General features: G+C 46.1%; 16 protein-coding genes. 5 read left to right on the top strand and 11 right to left on the bottom strand.

Annotated features, from left to right (window positions below):
* The first annotated feature begins 214 nt into the window (after positions 1-214).
* From MHI48_RS24460 to MHI48_RS24470, 3 genes are all read left to right on the top strand, one after another.
* Positions 215-1,570, top strand: a complete 1,356-nt coding sequence (locus MHI48_RS24460; RefSeq protein ID WP_076329046.1) for a dipeptidase — start codon at positions 215-217, stop codon at positions 1,568-1,570.
* Positions 1,571-2,681: 1,111 nt separating this feature from the next.
* Entirely contained in the window at positions 2,682-3,257 is a 576-nt protein-coding gene (locus MHI48_RS24465) for a TetR/AcrR family transcriptional regulator (RefSeq protein ID WP_076329045.1), read from the top strand.
* 155 nt (positions 3,258-3,412) lie between these two features.
* Positions 3,413-4,999 (top strand): oleate hydratase, encoded by a 1,587-nt coding sequence (locus MHI48_RS24470; protein ID WP_076329044.1) that lies wholly within the window; start codon positions 3,413-3,415, stop codon positions 4,997-4,999.
* Between the two features lie 607 nt (positions 5,000-5,606).
* Here the strand turns inward: MHI48_RS24470 and MHI48_RS24475 are convergent.
* From MHI48_RS24475 to MHI48_RS24490, 4 genes are all read right to left on the bottom strand, one after another.
* Entirely contained in the window at positions 5,607-5,978 is a 372-nt protein-coding gene (locus MHI48_RS24475) for a hypothetical protein (RefSeq protein WP_036673485.1), read from the bottom strand.
* A gap of 164 nt (positions 5,979-6,142) precedes the next feature.
* Positions 6,143-7,363, bottom strand: a complete 1,221-nt coding sequence (gene nagA / locus MHI48_RS24480; protein WP_036673484.1) for an N-acetylglucosamine-6-phosphate deacetylase — start codon at positions 7,361-7,363, stop codon at positions 6,143-6,145.
* Entirely contained in the window at positions 7,360-8,088 is a 729-nt protein-coding gene (gene nagB, locus MHI48_RS24485; RefSeq protein WP_036673591.1) for a glucosamine-6-phosphate deaminase, read from the bottom strand. Before nagB ends, nagA begins: the two co-directional genes overlap by 4 nt.
* A 9-nt stretch (positions 8,089-8,097) precedes the next feature.
* Entirely contained in the window at positions 8,098-8,961 is an 864-nt protein-coding gene (locus MHI48_RS24490; RefSeq protein WP_036673483.1) for a MurR/RpiR family transcriptional regulator, read from the bottom strand.
* 146 nt (positions 8,962-9,107) lie between these two features.
* Between MHI48_RS24490 and MHI48_RS24495 the strand changes: the two genes are divergently transcribed.
* Complete coding sequence (locus tag MHI48_RS24495) at positions 9,108-9,455, top strand: hypothetical protein (RefSeq protein ID WP_036673482.1); 348 nt, start codon at positions 9,108-9,110, stop codon at positions 9,453-9,455.
* A gap of 168 nt (positions 9,456-9,623) precedes the next feature.
* On the opposite strand, the gene MHI48_RS24500 is transcribed toward MHI48_RS24495, so the two are convergent.
* Entirely contained in the window at positions 9,624-10,163 is a 540-nt protein-coding gene (locus tag MHI48_RS24500) for a DUF4303 domain-containing protein (RefSeq protein ID WP_036673481.1), read from the bottom strand.
* Positions 10,164-10,383: 220 nt separating this feature from the next.
* Between MHI48_RS24500 and MHI48_RS24505 the strand changes: the two genes are divergently transcribed.
* A complete protein-coding gene (locus MHI48_RS24505) occupies positions 10,384-10,686 on the top strand; it encodes a hypothetical protein (RefSeq protein ID WP_235193924.1) in 303 nt (100 codons plus the stop codon).
* A 201-nt stretch (positions 10,687-10,887) separates the two neighbouring features.
* Here MHI48_RS24505 and MHI48_RS24510 read toward each other — a convergent pair whose 3' ends face one another.
* From MHI48_RS24510 to MHI48_RS24535, 6 genes are all read right to left on the bottom strand, one after another.
* A complete protein-coding gene (locus MHI48_RS24510) occupies positions 10,888-11,112 on the bottom strand; it encodes a helix-turn-helix transcriptional regulator (RefSeq protein WP_017692532.1) in 225 nt (74 codons plus the stop codon).
* 243 nt (positions 11,113-11,355) lie between these two features.
* On the bottom strand, positions 11,356-12,345 hold the full coding sequence (locus tag MHI48_RS24515; RefSeq protein WP_051449926.1) for a YhcN/YlaJ family sporulation lipoprotein: 990 nt from the start codon (positions 12,343-12,345) through the stop codon (positions 11,356-11,358).
* A gap of 273 nt (positions 12,346-12,618) precedes the next feature.
* Positions 12,619-13,635: a DUF4340 domain-containing protein gene (locus MHI48_RS24520; RefSeq protein ID WP_076319751.1), complete on the bottom strand. Its 1,017-nt coding sequence runs from the start codon at positions 13,633-13,635 to the stop codon at positions 12,619-12,621.
* Complete coding sequence (locus MHI48_RS24525) at positions 13,632-15,026, bottom strand: GldG family protein (protein WP_076329043.1); 1,395 nt, start codon at positions 15,024-15,026, stop codon at positions 13,632-13,634. Before MHI48_RS24525 ends, MHI48_RS24520 begins: the two co-directional genes overlap by 4 nt.
* Positions 15,027-15,030: 4 nt before the next feature.
* Complete coding sequence (locus tag MHI48_RS24530; RefSeq protein WP_017692528.1) at positions 15,031-15,747, bottom strand: ABC transporter permease subunit; 717 nt, start codon at positions 15,745-15,747, stop codon at positions 15,031-15,033.
* Positions 15,744-16,877 carry an ABC transporter ATP-binding protein gene (locus MHI48_RS24535; protein WP_076319753.1) on the bottom strand — a complete coding sequence of 378 codons (1,134 nt, stop codon included), beginning with the start codon at positions 16,875-16,877 and terminating at the stop codon, positions 15,744-15,746. Before MHI48_RS24535 ends, MHI48_RS24530 begins: the two co-directional genes overlap by 4 nt.
* Positions 16,878-17,050 lie beyond the last annotated feature (173 nt).

The raw sequence follows: 17,050 nt of genomic DNA on the forward strand, positions 1-17,050 counted from the left end.
GCTGCTCACCTGCCTGCTTGCATCGAGTCTGACTGTCATGGAAACTTCCTCAACTCCCCTGAGAATATATGGATGAAATCCTTTTCTTGTATTATACGCACAATCCTCAGGTGAATGAAACGATCTGTAACCGATCATTTTTTTAACCAATGTTTTATTAACATGACAAAATGGATTACAATGAGATATAGCAAACATGAAGGAGGCCTTTTTAATGAAAGAACAGACTTATTTTGAACAAAATAGAGAAAAACACCTGGCAGAACTGAATGAATGGTTGTCCATTCCAAGTATCTCTGCCATTTCAGAGCATAAAGAGGATATTAATCGTGCAGCACAATGGGCAGCAGATGCGCTCACACGTGCAGGCATGGAAAACGTAGAGGTCATTCAAACGGCTGGACATCCAATTGTCTATGCAGATCACCTGCATGCACCCGGCAAACCAACGGCTCTGATCTATGGACACTATGATGTACAACCTGTTGATCCGCTTAACCTGTGGGAGACACCTCCTTTTGAACCGACCGTTCGTGATGGCAAGCTGTATGCCCGTGGTGCAACGGATGATAAAGGACAGATTTTCCTACATATCAAGGCAGTAGAAGCCATTCTCGCCGAAAACAAAGAACTGCCAGTTAACATCAAGTTCTGCATTGAAGGCGAAGAGGAAATCTCCAGCCCGAACTTGCCCATCTATCTGAATGAACATACAGACAAGCTGCGTGCAGACATGATACTGATCTCGGATACGTCCTTGCTTGAAAAAGGTAAACCGGCGATCTCTACAGGCCTGCGCGGCCTTTGCTCGCTTCACGTAGATCTGAACACAGCCAATACCGACTTGCACTCCGGTTCATTTGGTGGCGGTGTACCCAACGCACTGCACGCACTCGTATCCTTGCTCGCTTCGTTGCATGATGAGCAAGGCCGTGTAAGTGTAGATGGTTTCTACGACGGCGTACTGCCACTGTCTCCTGAGATGAGAGAAGAATTTGTGAAACAGGGCTTCAATGAAGAACAGCTTCGTCAGGATCTCGGGCTGGAGCAATTGTACGGTGAAGAAGGTTACTCGTTCGTGGAACGTGTTGGCGCTCGTCCAACATTGGAACTGAATGGCGTATGGGGTGGTTTCCAGGGCGAAGGCAGCAAAACGGTTATTCCGAAGGAAGCTCATGCCAAAATTACATGCCGCCTTGTCGCGGATCAAGATCCACAACATGTATTGGATCGTATCGAAGCACATCTGCGCGCTAACGTTCAACCGGGTGCAACATTGCATGTGAAACAGATCGAGAAAGCTTTTGCTTTCAACACCGATCCTTCCAATCCAATTCTGCAAAAAGCAGCAGATGCGTATGAGCACGTGTATGGCGTTCGTGCCCTCTTTACCAAAGATGGCGGCTCCATTCCAATTGTCGAGAAACTCTCACGTGTACTCGAAATCCCTGCTGTCATGATGGGCTTTGGCTTGCCGGATGAGAACCTGCATGCTCCGAACGAGCACTTCAACCTGGAAAACTTTGATAAAGGGTTGTTGACGATTGTTCAATTTCTGAAGAGTTTGTAATAGTTAGGGCTCATCGTGTTAAAACCAGTTCATGAGGGCGTGCTGAGTGGACGTTCCGGGGCCGAATCGTTCTTTAGATCGCTGTTATCGTCGGATTTTTTTGGATTCCCCTTCTCAAAGGGTAAAATCCGACGATAAAGGCGAACGCTCCGCTTCTTCAGAATCGATTTCGTCCCCTTCACTACGTTGCAGCTTCTCGCATGACTGATTTTAGGATTGAGCTAACTATTGAATGGTTAGTGTAATTAGGAGAACAAAAGGACGGCCTTCGGGTCGTCTTTTTTGTTATTTATTTTGTTTCTTTGTTTCTTTGTTTCTTTGTTCTTGGTTCTTGGTTCTTGGTTCTTGGTTCTTGGGTTCTTGGGTTCTTGTTTCTTGTTTCTTGTTTCTTGTTTCTTGTTTCTTTGATGAAATTGTAGTTTTTTTGATGGCTGCTTTTTATGATGGAGACGATGAAGACTTACTTTTAAATGGGTTAGTGTATTAGAGCTAACAACATGGTGACCTTATAGGCCGTTTCTTTGGATTTTGTCGCGATCGTTACGTTGTAGCCTTATCGCGGCTGCTTCGAAGGGTTGGGTCTCACTTTGATGGGTTAGTGTGATAGATTACCTTAAGGATGGGCTACTGAACACTTTTTCGATTTTTTTCTCGATAACTTCGTTATCATTGTTCCTATGACTGATTTTATAGACGAGGTCTCGGTTTTAATGGTTTAGTGTATGGGAGATAACATACGCGACCTTATAGTCTTTTTTGATTCGGTCTCCTTCACTAGGTTTCAGCTTTTACAGCGGTTGCTTTATTGTGACTGGTTTTAGACGACCGCTAACTTTTAAGGGTTTTGATAGAGATAACTCAAGCGTTGGCCTTTGGAGGTTTGTTTGAATCGATTGATATTCAGTACTTAGAATGAACCTTATGGAGTATGATGTGGATCGGGTAACGAAGATGTTGATAGCTAAAGGGTTTTTGTGGATGGCAGGGTCTTTTGGGATTCCTGCGTTTTGACTTGCTTATGTTCAGCGACTTCGCTGCGGGGCTTTTGCCATGAGGTGTTTACCTACCTTTACACCCCAGCAAGCTAATCCAAAATGATGAGGTGAATGTTGTGTCTACTTCTCACCTGACCAAAAATGCGCTGGCTCACTCGCTTAAATCACTGATGGAGCATACTCCACTGAACAAAATTACGGTCAAACATCTGGTTGATCATTGCGGCGTGAACAGGCAAACCTTTTATTATCATTTTCAGGATATTTACGCGCTGCTTGGGTGGATCTATCAGACTGAAGCGGTGGAGAGTCTTACGGAGTACCGAAGCTATAGCACATGGACGGACGGATTCTATAAAATCTTTTGTTACATCGAGAACAACAAAACGTTCTGCTGCAACACACTCAACTCGCTCGGGCGTACCCACCTGGATGTATACCTCTATGAAGTAACCCATGATCTGATCATGGGTGTTATTGATGAACTCGCCTGCGGGATTAAGGTCCGCGGAGAAGACAAAGAGTTCGTTGCCAACTTCTATACCCTGGCTTTCACTGGGCTGATCATTCAATGGATGAGGGGCAACATGCAAGAACCGCCAAAACAGATTATTGAGAAGCTCAGTGAGCTAATCGAAGGCAATGTCCTGAGGGCACTGCACAGGTATGAGAATAAGCTGCCATCCACTTAAGGATGCGCGGCTTTTTTCACATGTGATCTATGCCTAGGTTTTAGACACTTTACTACAAGTGACCAAAAATTGGACACTCCCTTTCTTTTGATCATACCTTACGGAACCTGCATGGTTTACATTAGGAATGTGATTACAGTAACTTTTGGAGGCGAATGATCGTGAAGAAAGAACATGGTAATAAACAGGTCTATTTTGTAGGCGGCGGCATTGCATCTTTGGCGGGTGCAGCTTATCTGGTTAGAGATTGTGACTTTCCCGGAGAACATATTCACATTATCGAAGAAATGCCGATTCTCGGCGGCAGCAATGACGGTGCTGGTAATCCCGATCAAGGATATATCATCCGCGGCGGACGGATGCTCAATGACGAGGCCTATGAGAATCTGTGGGAGTTGCTGGCTTCCATCCCTTCCATCGACCGTCCGGGCATATCTGTCCGACAGGAAATCACCGAATTTGACGATGCCAATCCCACACATTCCAATGCGCGGCTCATCAACCGTGACGGCAAGGTCGAAGATGTGCTCTCCATGGGTTTTGATATGGCGGACCGGTTGGCGATGGGCAAACTGATTATTACTTCTGAAGACACGCTGGGTAAATTGCGAATCAACGACTGGTTTGGCCCTCATTTTTTCAAAACAAACTTCTGGTATATGTGGGCGACCACCTTCGCTTTCCAGCCTTGGCATAGCGCCGTGGAATTCAAAAGATACATGCTTCGCTTTTTTCACGAATTCCCAAGAATTCAAACGCTGGAAGGTGTCACCCGCACACCGTTCAACCAATATGACTCGATTATCCTGCCATTGCATAACTACCTGGAGCCGTTTGGCGTAGATTTCACGCTGAAATGTACGGTTACCGATCTGGATTTCAAAGACGGAGACGGCATTACGGTAAGTCGGATGCATGTGCTCAGGGAAGGTGAAGAGGAAGTCATTGACATCCTCGAAGGTGATCTCGTCATTGTCACAAACGGTTCGATGACCGAAGGGGCCGATATCGGCTCCATGACTTCCGCACCGAAACTGAACGGCAAGGGCAGCTCATGGAAGCTGTGGGAAAACATTGCCGCCAAGAAACCGTTGCTGGGCAATCCTTCTTCATTTAATGATCATGTGGATGAGTCCAAATGGGAATCGTTTACGGTCACCTTCCAGGATTCGGTCTTCTTTGATCTGATGGAGAAATTCACACGCAACCGGGCAGGTACCGGTGCTCTGGTTACTTTCAAGGATTCCAGCTGGTTCATGTCTGTCGTTCTCGCCTTCCAGCCGCACTTCCGCGGTCAGCCGGAGCATGTCAACGTATTCTGGGGATACGGATTATACCCGGATAACGTGGGCGATTACGTGAAGAAAAGAATGTGCGACTGTACAGGGGAAGAGATTATGCAGGAGTTGATCGGCCATCTTCATTTTCAGGAACATCAAGAGGACATCATGGCTACCGCCAACTGCATTCCTTGCATGATGCCATACATTACAGCGCAATTCATGCCTAGACTAAACAGCGACAGACCGAAGGTTGTACCTGAAGGCTCCACCAACCTGGCCTTCATCAGCCAATTCTGCGAGATTCCCGATGACGTGGTATTCACAGAAGAATATTCGGTCCGAGCAGCACGAATCGCTGTATACACTTTACTTGGAGAAAATCGTCCAATTGAGCCGATCAACCAGTATCAGTATGATGTCCGGACGCTGTTCAGCAGTTTTGTGACTTCGTTTAGATGACCACTTTTCATGAGGATTCAGACATTAGATGAATGAAGGAATGTTGGATGGATCTGTGGATGGGGATAGATCTTTGGAGATATCTATAGAATTCGGTGAGTAACTTTGTGATCTTTAGGAAGCTTTGTTATCTTAATTCTACGGATAGTGCCAAGTTAGTAAGATATGAGTTACTACATGAGTTAGCTTCAGAAGCTTGCATCCCCGTTGAACGAGTTAATGAGTGAATATGGTTGTTGCTGAACTGATTAGTCGTTGTATAAAGAAAATAGAGAGAGTTCCGTCAGCTATGACAGGACTCTCTCTTTCGTTTACTCGTGTACTATCTAAGTCCAACCCATAGCTTTCATCGAGATTGCCAACTGTCGTCTAAAGAACCTCACAAACCTTATTACTTGAAATTTCACAGGTTTGAAAATCTAACGAATCGTAGACATCTTATTTGCGCTGTAGACATGTTTAAGTAACGAAATATCGTTAAATTGCATTAAATAGCGTGTCTGAGATTCGTTACATTTTCTATGACTGCCAAATCATTGGAATAAGGCTTCACAGATTCGTTAGCGCTACTCACGCCGCTTATTACAGCCTACATATCACACTTCGCTTATGTGCGGAATGTTGTGAACTTCAGCATGTGCACTAGCTTGGATAAATGTGCGATCTCCTGCTGGACTCCAGCGGTGTCCGTACCTGCCATTGCCTGATTTGCTCGCAGCGTTCTACGTGTGTTCAGCATACCTTCGATCAGTTTCATGACCGTGTTGCGTCCACGATGATCAACAATCATATACTTTTTGCGTGCATCCAGCTCTACCCATACGATGTTGCTGAATGATGTGAACAGATGCCTGCGGTACAGCTCCATATCGGTCTCATTGTAATGCTCGCCATAAAAGGCATAATATCCGTGTATGTGCAACTTCTCCGCCAACACTGTGATGAACGGATCATGTTCGAGCATAGCGTTACGTTCCATGTTTCACGCCTCCGTTATGCGTGATCCGCAGATCCCGTCTTTTTGAGATCTATTTTAACATATTGCGCAAGGTGTTGCCTCTACACAGATAAAAGCCAAGTTTTAACTCCGAAGACTGATGCATCACAAATGAGAGTTATTAGCACAATACTAATTTTCTAAATCTAATATGACTCGCCGATCCGTCTGCCCTTCACCCACACACCCTCAATATCCAGCTCCGCATTCAGCAAAACGATATCTGCCTGCTTGCCTTGAGCCAGGGAACCTGTCCGGTGATCAATACCCAGCAGGCGTGCCGGGGTCAGACTTGCTGCACGTGATGCAGCGTTCAGACTCAAGCCCACTTCCTGTATCAGGTAACGGAAACCGCGAATCATTGTCAGTGTGCTTCCCGCCAGTGCGCCGCCGTCCTTCAGTCTGGCCTCACCATGCTTCACAATTACGGGCAGGTCGCCGATTTTGTACTCCCCATCATCCAATCCCGTAGCAGACATGGCATCTGTAATCAACACGAGTTGATCATCATGTTGCTTCAGCTGAGCGAGGATTGATATCGCCGCAGGGTGAACATGAATACCGTCAGCAATTACCTCAGCACTGATGCGTGAATCACTCAGCACGGCTCCTGCAGCACCCGGCAGCCGGTGATGCAGCGGTGTCATGGCATTGAACGTATGTACTGCATGATGCAGTCCGGCATCCACTGCCCGCTCCACCTCTTCATAGGTCGCATCCGTGTGACCAAGTGCGGCTGTAATCCGTTGTTTTCGTAGCCATGAAATCACTTCCAGCGCGCCTTCACATTCCGGTGCCAACGTAACTTGACGGATCAGGCCAGGATATTGTTTCTCCCATGCTTCGAGCCAAGATACATCAGGCAGAATGATGTGTTCCGGATTTTGCGCGCCAGGCCATTTCGGACTAAAAAACGGACCTTCCAGGTGCACGCCCTCAAGCTGTGCATATGGCATTTCACTCGAACGGTAGCGGTCCACTTCAGCAAGTACGTTATCCAGTCGCTCTTTTGGAGCCGTCATGGAAGTCGCAAGCATCGCTGTTGTCCCCTGCGTACTATGGAAAGAAGTGATCTTGTCCAACACCTCCGGGCTTGCTTCCATAAAGTCTTCTCCGTTACCACCATGCACATGGATATCAATGAATCCAGGCACAATGAGACCACATTCCGGTACTGACAGCGGCAAAGCCTCGCTCCGAATCCGTTCAGGAAGACCTTCTGGTATCCCGGCATAAAGGATGTCCCCATCCCTCCAGGCTATTACACCGTCTTCCAGTATTTCATCTGCAAGGAGCAGCCTGCCTCGAAGAAGAGAAATATTTTCATCACGCTGGCTCCTAGGTTCACGGCTATTCACCTCGGTCATCTCACCAGCCTCCCTGCTGCACGGTCCAGCAGTACCACCACATTTGGATGGCATTGCAAAAGCGATGCAGGACAGGCCGTTGTGATTGGACCCATAAAAGCTTCGCGAATAATCTCGGCTTTTTCCTCGCCACGGGCAATGAGCAGAATCTGTTTGGCTTTCAAAATGGTACCGACACCCATTGTAATCGCCTGAGCCGGAACTTCATCAATGCTGTCAAAGAAGCGTGCGTTTGCCTTCCTCGTCTCTTCTTTCAAATCCACGACATGTGTTCGTCCAGTCAGCTCCGTTCCCGGTTCATTGAAGCCAATATGACCATTATGTCCGATGCCCAGCAGTTGAAGGTCTACCGGTCCACGATCGTCCAGCCGTTGTTCATAGGAATTACATTCCTGTTCCAGATCTGCAGCCTGACCATCAGGCACTTGCGATCTAGCAATATCTATATCGATATGATTGAATAATTGTTCGTTCATGAAACTGCGGTAACTTTCGCGATGTTCTGTTGGAAGTCCGACATACTCATCGAGATTAAAAGAAGAAGCCTGTGAGAAGCTGACAAACCCCTTCTGGTACAACGTGATAAGCTGTTTATATATGCCTACAGGAGAACTTCCTGTCGCAAGCCCCAATACAGCCCGTGGTTTGGTTTGCAACAAGCTGGCAATGAGGCCAGCACCCGTGGCGTTCAAATCTTCTTCATTTTCAAAAATGCGTATATTCATCTTCATCTGTCAGGCACCTCCGTTGTGTTGGACTCGATAAGATTGCACATTGTGATAGGATTGTTCCAGTCTGGGGATAAAACGGTCGAAGTCGGCACTTACCATGCCTGTGAACAAAATATCGACCACATGCAGCAGTGCAATACGTGAAGCCATATCTCCACGCCTCATGCCTTCTTCCAGAGAAGAGGTGAACAATGGGATATCCGATACCGTTGCGAGTGTGTTACTTCCGTAGGAAGTCAGTGAAATCGTAGAAGCTCCGGCCTGTTTGGCACAATGCAAGGCATCGATGGTCTCTGGTGTTTCGCCTGAATAGGATACCGCCATCGCCACATCTCCCTCGGCGAGCGAAGATGCGGATGTAATCTGCATATGTGAGTCGGAAAAAGCCGTACAGCTCTTGCCAATCCTCACCAGTTTCTGATAGAAATCCTGTGTAACAATCGATGAGGTAGCTACACCGTACAGATCGATGCGGCGAGCCTGACACAATAATTGCACTGCCTGCTCCAATCTGCCCAAATCCAGCAAACGGGTGGTATCTGCAATAGACGCGAGGTGGTTGGCTTCGATAGCTTCAACAATTTTGGATAGGGAATTGCCCGCTACAATATCCTGATACGCCGTTTCATCAGATGCGTGGGACAATTCTGCGGCAAGTTTCATTTTGAAATCGGGGAAGCCTTTAAAATGAAACGACTTGCAAAAGCGGGTTACCGTCGCCGCACTTGTGCCACTCTGCTCTGCCAGATGACTAATCGTCCAACCTGGAATGTCCGATGGAGAGTGCATAATGACTTCGGCAATACGTCGCTCCTGAGACGGAAGGTTATTCAGTTCTTGCTGCAACGCACGTAATATGGCTGCCATGAGGACCTCACTTTATGAAAATTATTTTTATTTATTTTTAATAAATTAAGAAAATCATTTTTATAAGTTTATTCTAATCAAGACGATCCTGCAAATCAAGAGGAATTTCCCATGGCTTTTGCAATATCAAAAGAAGGAGCAATTCAATGAATCGAAGACAACGGAGAAAGTTCATTCCTTCCACCTGGATTATTGCCACCAAACAAACAGATGGACGCGCCTATTATACCCTCTATGCTATTGACTGGAAACGCGGAGGTCGGCTGAGTTGGGAAGGCTGGAATCAACTTGAAGACATGCTGCAATTTCATATTCCGATCAAACGAAAAGCCGGAGGCCGAAAATCTTCTTCCCAGCCTGCCGCCAAAATTGCGAAAAGAGCACTCCATCTTCATCTAAACGAAGCCCAGTTTGAGCAGCTGGAGCAGCTATTTTATCAGCCATTTTCGAAGAAAAGATGGAGGATGTTCATTCAAATGAATAGGAATCTATAAGTGATAAACTATTATGGAGCGGTTGTTTCATTTTTTCACGCTAAAACAAAAAAGCCTCTTCCTTCTTTAGTTTAGTTAAAGAATAGGAAAGACTTTCGCGGTACTAAGATTCAATTCGTTTTAATGCAATTTCCATTCAACTAAACGCTCAACTCAAGTTAACTCGGTCTAATTCATGTCATCATATCGTTTTAAGAATTTGCTGGCTAAGCCGGGTACAGTCATTTGATGGACCGATTGATTCTCAATCTCCTCCGCCAAATCGTCATCTGTGAGAGAAACGAAGAACGTAATGTCTGCTTTGGTTTGACCATATCGGGCAAAAACTTCATCTGCTGTCTCATTCACAACTTTGGCAATGATTCGAATGATCTCATCTTTATACTTCTGGACATCCTCTGTTGCATACAACAATCGACTGATATGGTTAAAGTGCGTCTCCTCGCCATATTGATATTCGGAGCAGCCCCATCTGTAATAGATCTCGTCCTGCTCGCTATCACACAGCCCTTGCTCATTCATACTCGAAATATGCCCAGCCAGGGATTCCTCTGTATTTACCGCCAAAAACAGGGTAACCCAATCACTGTCTGTTCCAAAGGCACAAGCATATACTTTCTCATCCTGCACTTTAGACAGCGTTTGTTCCAGATCGGGTAGAAACCCCGCTCGAAATTGGTTTTCAAATTCATTTAAAAAACGGTCCACTCAGCTCATCCTTTCATGCTAATACAGTTTAAGATTCAATTGTCTGTTCAAACCATAAATTAATTGGGCCCAAAAACTTTAACGAGATATTCATATCCCCGCCCTGTTGCTATATAGGTCTCTCAATAACTACAAGGTACCACATAATTACAAATAACGTGCTTACTTCCTACACCCTTAAACAACTATGCTATAATAAAAATACGACTATCCAAGCGAGGTGACGCCGATTAAATGGGGAGAGATTACTGAATTACACCCAGATCGTTTTGTGCTTGTGGAAGCAATCAAGGCAAGTTCCAGCAACCGTGTCCGTCAACTAGAGGATATAGCGGTTATTCAAAACTATGATAATCCTCAAGAAGCCTGGAGCGGTTATAAAGAACTGCACAAGCTCCATCCGACACGCGAGTTATATGTATTTCATACGAGCAGAAGCGATGTTGAGGTTGTAGAGGAATTTTTCTCAGGAGCCTCATGCAAAAATGACTTTGAATTAATGAATGTCCAATTTTCAACATAAGCCATGTAATGATAACCTTTGATGGTTGTCGTTGTGTGGCTTATTTTTGTACACCATGGTTGGGTGACTCAATCCCGGAACAGCGGATCATCTGATGTAATAAACTATAAATCAGCAGCAAAAAAGCCTTGCCCCATTCTTCATGACAAAGAATAGAGAAAGGCTTTCATGCTGCTACTTAATCCTAACTGTAATTCGCAACTAAATCTTCAGTTCTCCAAGCTTAATCAGCTCGACAACTGCCTGCGAACGACCCTTAACATTGAGTTTCTGCATCACATTCGAAATATGGTTACGCACCGTTTTCTCGCTGATGAATAACTGCCCTGCGATGTCACGCGTTGTTTTGTCTTGAACCAGTAATTCGAATACTTCGCGTTCACGGTGGGTCAACAAAAATTTGCTTTTATGATCGATACCCTTCAATGTTCACCCCTCCTTGCTCGGGTTGTGTTGGTGTAACAAGGTTAAGGGGATACAGTCAACTCATCTTATGTCAGGTCAAGGGCGTTGGTTCAGTTTTATAAGAAAAATGGGCAGTAAACATGTGATTCATTGTCCAAAGAGAACGTGAGCAGTTGTCTATATATTTGAGATTATGTAAGACAAACATGCCCCTGCAGCAGATGTTACCATCTGCGCAAAGGCACACTTGTTCATGTCAAAAAACTACCGATTCATTCGATTCATGACACCACCGTTGTGATTACGGTTCATCAGGCCATCGTCAAGGATGCCATCACGGTTATTCGTATCTGTTCCGTTTGTTGGGAAAATGCGCTCCACCATCGATTGGAACGTATCGATCATGCCACTAACGGGCTTACCGTTACGAATATCTGTGGCATAGTTCTCGACATGCTCCACAAAATCCGGATTGGCTGATACATATACATTCTCGATGTTCGGTGCAAACTGTTTGATTTTGGCTGAAATCTTACCCTTAATCTCAGCTGATGTGTTATCGTCCGTGCTATCTACACGTTGTCCTTCACTTTTCATACCATAATGCCCATCGTCCGTCCCACGTGCTTTGCCGCTGTTTGTCAGACCACGCATCATACCAACGGCGCCTGTGCCCATGGTTCCATAGATGCTGCGGTCATTCCCCATATGGCTGCGATCCGTTGCCGAATTTGTGTTCAGTCCTGGAGCAATTCCACTAGTGCTGTACGGAGACATTGTGCCCGTACCACCATTCACACGCATACCACCCATATCGTGATTCATGTTGCCTCCACGCATGGTATCACTGGCATGATTACGCATCGTTCCATTCAGCATGCTCGTACGACCATTGGACTTGCTTTCCAACTTGCCTGCATGACCATCTGCCAAACGAACAGCCACATAAGCATTACGATCCGTTAACATGACACGGGCGGATTTTACTTCCTTCATCTCCGTGATGCGTTTTGCCAGCTCTTCACTGGATTTCAGGTCAGTGACATTATGCATGCGATAACTTTTCGCACGGATGCCATCCATTCCATTTGTTTCCACACCATAACGGTTAATGCCGTTGGCTTGCTGACGAACACTTTGCGTATGCATATTGTTGGTATCCCGATTCGTGCCACAACCTGTCAAACCGGCCATTACAAAGATTGCAGTAGATAATGATAACGTAATAGCTGTTGCCTTTTTGACTGCTGGCATGTACTCATCCTCCAATGTTTGTTGGTTTTGGTCACAAAGATAGGATGCGCTTCTGTACGTGCCGATATGCTGAAAGGATATGGTACCTTACCCTGTAGATTCAGGTATTCTGGTTTTGGTCTTTATTTATTGATCTTTGGGTTTTGATCTCTGGACAGTGAGGGCTTCAAGGGCTTCACCAATAAAAAAAAAAACAGTGCTGCTTGTTCGCAGCACTGCCTCGAAATAATATCTGCATTTCAACACAACAATATCACTTATCCTCCGCCCCGCTCATTTCCCGTCTGTTGATGAGGAAGTCGTTTCGTCCTTTGGAGAATTCGATGACTCTTCTGAAGAAGTTGTGGATGCTTTAATTGTATCCGGGAATTTCTCGGCTTCCGTTAGACTTGTCGCATCCATGCCATATGCCCATTGACCATCCGGTGTAATGACCCAGATCTGATCAGGTTCGGATGGCACCGTAATTCCCCGATATACATCTCGAACTTGTTGCCCATTGACCGTCTGTTCAACAGACAGGGTGAATCGGGGAACCGAATTCTTCAGCTCGGACGCTTTGCGCACATCATCTGCTGTCGACAAGTTTTTGATTTTGCCGATAAGAGATATGGCATCTGTGGCTTCAATCGTTTTTCCATTCAGTGTCCAGGTCTGTTCTGCCGCATCGTTCTCCGATGTCGATGTTAACATCCAGGTAGCTGCTTCACCTTCCCACTCCAGAGACTCAACATTAGTCTCATCCATGTTAAAAGGTGTAGTGTCTAATAAGTCACGACGAGACAAAGCTATGCTGGTAATCGCCTCTGTCTGCACGGCAACCACAGGGCCCGAATCAACACGCACATAACGTGCATCATCTGCTGGAAGCTGGCCGCCAATAGCCAGTTTGATCTCCCGATTACCTTTGAGTTTGATATCCATACGTGTAGCATCTGTTCCTAATCCGTACTTATCCAGATCCGTCGGCGCTTCTTCCACCACCAGTTCCTGATTTGCACCACTCAGAGCATCCAGCCAGCTGCTTACACTGTAACCGTTCAGAGGATAGGCTTTTGGCTCAACCATCTGCCATACGCCATTATCAAGCGTCAGGGTCGAAGTTGCTGCTGTACCGGATGTCTCCTCCGTTGTGTCATGTATCGTGATGGATTGGATATCCCCGGATTGAATACCAAGCAACTTGGCTTGCATCGCTTCTTCTTCCCGAAAATAATTTTGACTGGCCGCGTACACCCAGCCCACAATTAGTACGATGACCACCAGAATTGTTGGAACCCATTTTCTCATACTCGTCTGCGCCTCCACCATAAGAGTACACCAATGATAACAAAGATGAGTGGGAATGCTACAATAGCCACGAAGAAAATCGTTCTGGCTTGTTCGCCATTCAGGTATGCCATCTCATACCCAGCTTGTACCCTTGGACGAATCGTCAATCCATTTTCTTTCTCACTCAAATAGTTTACTGTATTCAAAATAAAGTCCCGATTGCCACCATTCGCAATTTCCGAATCCTGCATGAAAATGGACGAACCCAGAATAACTGCCTTCGGTTTACCCTCCGTCGTATCGGCTGCATATCCTAATTCAACGGGTCCCTGAATATCCTCTTCGGCATCATTGGTTGTTTCATTCTGCAATAAACCGCCGATATTTGTCTCCCCATAACTGTCATTCGAAGAATGAATTAACGGTGAAAGGGTATATTTATCCTGTTCTTTGCTGGTCAGCGCAATCGACAACGACAACATCGGATACAATTGGCTTGCAGCAAGTTTGTCCGTAATTGCATGTGTACCATACTCCGGCACCACCCAGAGTGGCCCCATCGTACTGGCTTGCTGATTATCCACCATGACCGCATGCTCATCAACGACGCCATAGTCAGCCATCAGAGCATCGATGTTTTTCCAACTGGATTTCATATCTTCTACAAATCCGAGGGATAATAACAGCTTGCCTCCATTACTCAGATACGTGCGAATGGCTTTCATTTCGGTATCACTGAGATCACGTTGTGGGCCAATAATGGCGAGCACATCTGCATCTTCCGGAACCTTTCCGGCTTGATTCAGCTGCAACTCTTCCGTCTGCACATTATTTTGTTCCAAGGAGGATTGCAGCGTAGTCATCTGAGCGAGACTCAGCTCTTCATGCCCAGTCAAAAAGACCATTTTGTGCATCTCCGTGGATGACATATTCATGAGCGCCTGCGTAAGTTTTTCCTCACCTGTGAACTGATATGATCCGTCACTTCCGTCACCTGTCGCGGTGAACAGACTGGCGATATCAATCACTTTGTGTTGATCTCCCTGCTCCAGCACAATGGAGCTGCCTGTTATGCCGTATTTGGATGCAAGCGCAGGTTCCTGCGTCAGATTATATTGTTTTATTTTCAACTTGCTGTTACGTTTCGTGTATTCCTCGACCATATCCGTGACCTCACGGTTCAGGACGGTGTTGTTGGCATTTTCGACCGTTAACACCAGAATGTTGACGTCATCCTTCACATTTTTGATCGCAGTAAGAGACTGGTCAGACAATGTGTATTGTTTGTTCGAGGTCAGATCCAGCTGGAAGCCGCCAAGTGAATTCAGGAACAGTGTTAGCAAAATAAAGATGCCAATCACCGCTACGGACAGCACGGTACTGTTGGTATGACTTAACCATTTTTTCATCTTCTCACCTCCACCGCTTCCGTTCCACAATTTGAATGCTTAACAGCAGAAACACACCCGAAAGGGTGACATAATACAAGATATCCGGCCCACTAAGCACACCTTTCATGAAGCTGTCGAACCGGTTGGTCAGAGCAAACGGGTCCAGCCACTGTTGCAAAGCAGAACCTGTATTTCCTGCGAATGAATCAAGCATCCACAAAACGAGCAAAATAATAAAACCCGCCACCGCAGACACCATCTGATGCTGGGATAATGTAGAAGCGAACAGTCCAATCGCCATCATGCTTCCGCCCAGGAAAAATAACCCCAGCGCAGACATCCATACCGTCGTCATATCCAATGTCCCGTAGAACGACATAATGAATGGGTACACCAGACTGCACAGGATGAGCACGACCAGAATGGCCAGAGAAGCAAGATATTTGCCAAAAATAATTTCTGTTACACGTGCCGGAGAAGTCAGCAACAATTCATCCGTTCCCTGTCTAAATTCCTCTGCAACCAGTCGCATCGTTAACAATGGCACGACAAACAGCAGCATGGACAACGTATCGCCCAACACGAGACGATAATCGACAATACTCGGCTGGTAATATACAAAGCTTGAATAAAACAGCAAACTAGTCATCAGTACATACACGGCAAAAGCAAAATAGGACGTTGGTGACAGAAAATAAGCTTGCAGCTCTTTATTACATACCGCCATCATTCGTCTCATTTGGAGTCCTCCCCTTTGTGAGCTTGGGGCGAAGTATCGGCTGATGTACTAACTGATGTTCCCGATATACTCGACGAGTCGATGTCCGAAGTTACGTCCTGATCCATCTCTGCCCCAGCAACCTTATCCACATCTGCCGAATTTGCGTCTGTGTCTGTTGCCTCGGTTGTGGTCAGCTTCAGGAAGATTTGCTCCAGACTCAGGTTCTCCTTCTTCATCTCCAGTATCGGTAATCCTGCACCTGACAAAAGGTAGAATAGCTCCTCCCGGAAATCTTCCGAGTTTTCTCCAGTAAGCAACATTTTAACCGTATTCGCCGAATCTGAATTAAGTGAAGTATCTTTGGCGGTATTCGCATCCGATGCTTGAATGACTTCACTCCGCACCTTCTCCCATGGTGTCAGCACATTATGTAATTGCTCCGCAGTGGCCTTCACTTCAATCGATACCTTGAACTGATCCCCCATTGCTGATCCGAAATGCTGAGGTGAACCATCCAACACGAGCTGTCCCTGATTGATGATCAACATTCGATTACAGAGCGTGCTCACTTCAGGCAAAATATGCGTACTGAGCAGCACCGTATGGTTCTCGCCCAATTCTCGAATCAGATCTCTGATCTCAATAATCTGATTTGGATCAAGGCCCGATGTTGGCTCATCCAGAACCAGCAGATCCGGCTTGTGAATAATGGCTCCTGCTAGCCCGAGGCGTTGTTTGTATCCTTTGGATAACCCACGTACCATTTGCCTTTCCCGACCCTGAAGTCCAAGTCTGCTAACCATCTCACTGACCCGTAGCTTAAGCTCACGTGCCGGGACATCTCGCAAATTGGCTACGAATTTAAGATAGGACTGCACGGTCATATCCGGATAGAGTGGCGGCGTTTCAGGCAGATACCCAATCTTGGAACGAACACGCTGACCCTGCTCATGCACCGATACCCCATCCACCATAATGGAACCCGCGGTTGGATGCACATAACCCGTAATCATACGCATCGTTGTTGTTTTTCCGGCACCATTGGGCCCGAGAAAGCCAACAATCTCACCACGTTCCATGGTGAAATCCAGTTGATGTACGCCGCGTTGCCCTTCGTAGACTTTGCTGACCTGTTTCACTTCGAGCACATCATTCATCCTTTCCCGTTAAAATACCCGTGCAGCATCGTTCGTTATATAAATTCAACTGAAAATATTTACACTTGCACTCCGATGGCAGAATAACCTTCCGATCACTGTTATCCCCAGATTTTTTTGATTCCTTCATTCAGAAGGAAAAATCCGCTGATAAAGGTGACCGC

The organism is Paenibacillus sp. FSL H7-0942 (genome assembly GCF_045040715.1).
GTDB classification, from domain to species: Bacteria; Bacillota; Bacilli; order Paenibacillales; family Paenibacillaceae; genus Paenibacillus; species Paenibacillus amylolyticus.

Coding starts and splice junctions, on each gene's coding strand:
- MHI48_RS24525 (WP_076329043.1), bottom strand. CDS start 15,026: ATGAAAAAATGGTTAAGTCATACCAACAGTACCGTGCTGTCCGTAGCG.
- nagA (WP_036673484.1), bottom strand. CDS start 7,363: ATGACCGAGGTGAATAGCCGTGAACCTAGGAGCCAGCGTGATGAAAAT.
- MHI48_RS24460 (WP_076329046.1), top strand. CDS start 215: ATGAAAGAACAGACTTATTTTGAACAAAATAGAGAAAAACACCTGGCA.
- MHI48_RS24520 (WP_076319751.1), bottom strand. CDS start 13,635: ATGAGAAAATGGGTTCCAACAATTCTGGTGGTCATCGTACTAATTGTG.
- MHI48_RS24530 (WP_017692528.1), bottom strand. CDS start 15,747: ATGAGACGAATGATGGCGGTATGTAATAAAGAGCTGCAAGCTTATTTT.
- MHI48_RS24490 (WP_036673483.1), bottom strand. CDS start 8,961: ATGGCAGCCATATTACGTGCGTTGCAGCAAGAACTGAATAACCTTCCG.
- MHI48_RS24495 (WP_036673482.1), top strand. CDS start 9,108: ATGAATCGAAGACAACGGAGAAAGTTCATTCCTTCCACCTGGATTATT.
- MHI48_RS24470 (WP_076329044.1), top strand. CDS start 3,413: ATGATCGTGAAGAAAGAACATGGTAATAAACAGGTCTATTTTGTAGGC.
- MHI48_RS24515 (WP_051449926.1), bottom strand. CDS start 12,345: ATGCCAGCAGTCAAAAAGGCAACAGCTATTACGTTATCATTATCTACT.
- MHI48_RS24475 (WP_036673485.1), bottom strand. CDS start 5,978: ATGGAACGTAACGCTATGCTCGAACATGATCCGTTCATCACAGTGTTG.
- nagB (WP_036673591.1), bottom strand. CDS start 8,088: ATGAATATACGCATTTTTGAAAATGAAGAAGATTTGAACGCCACGGGT.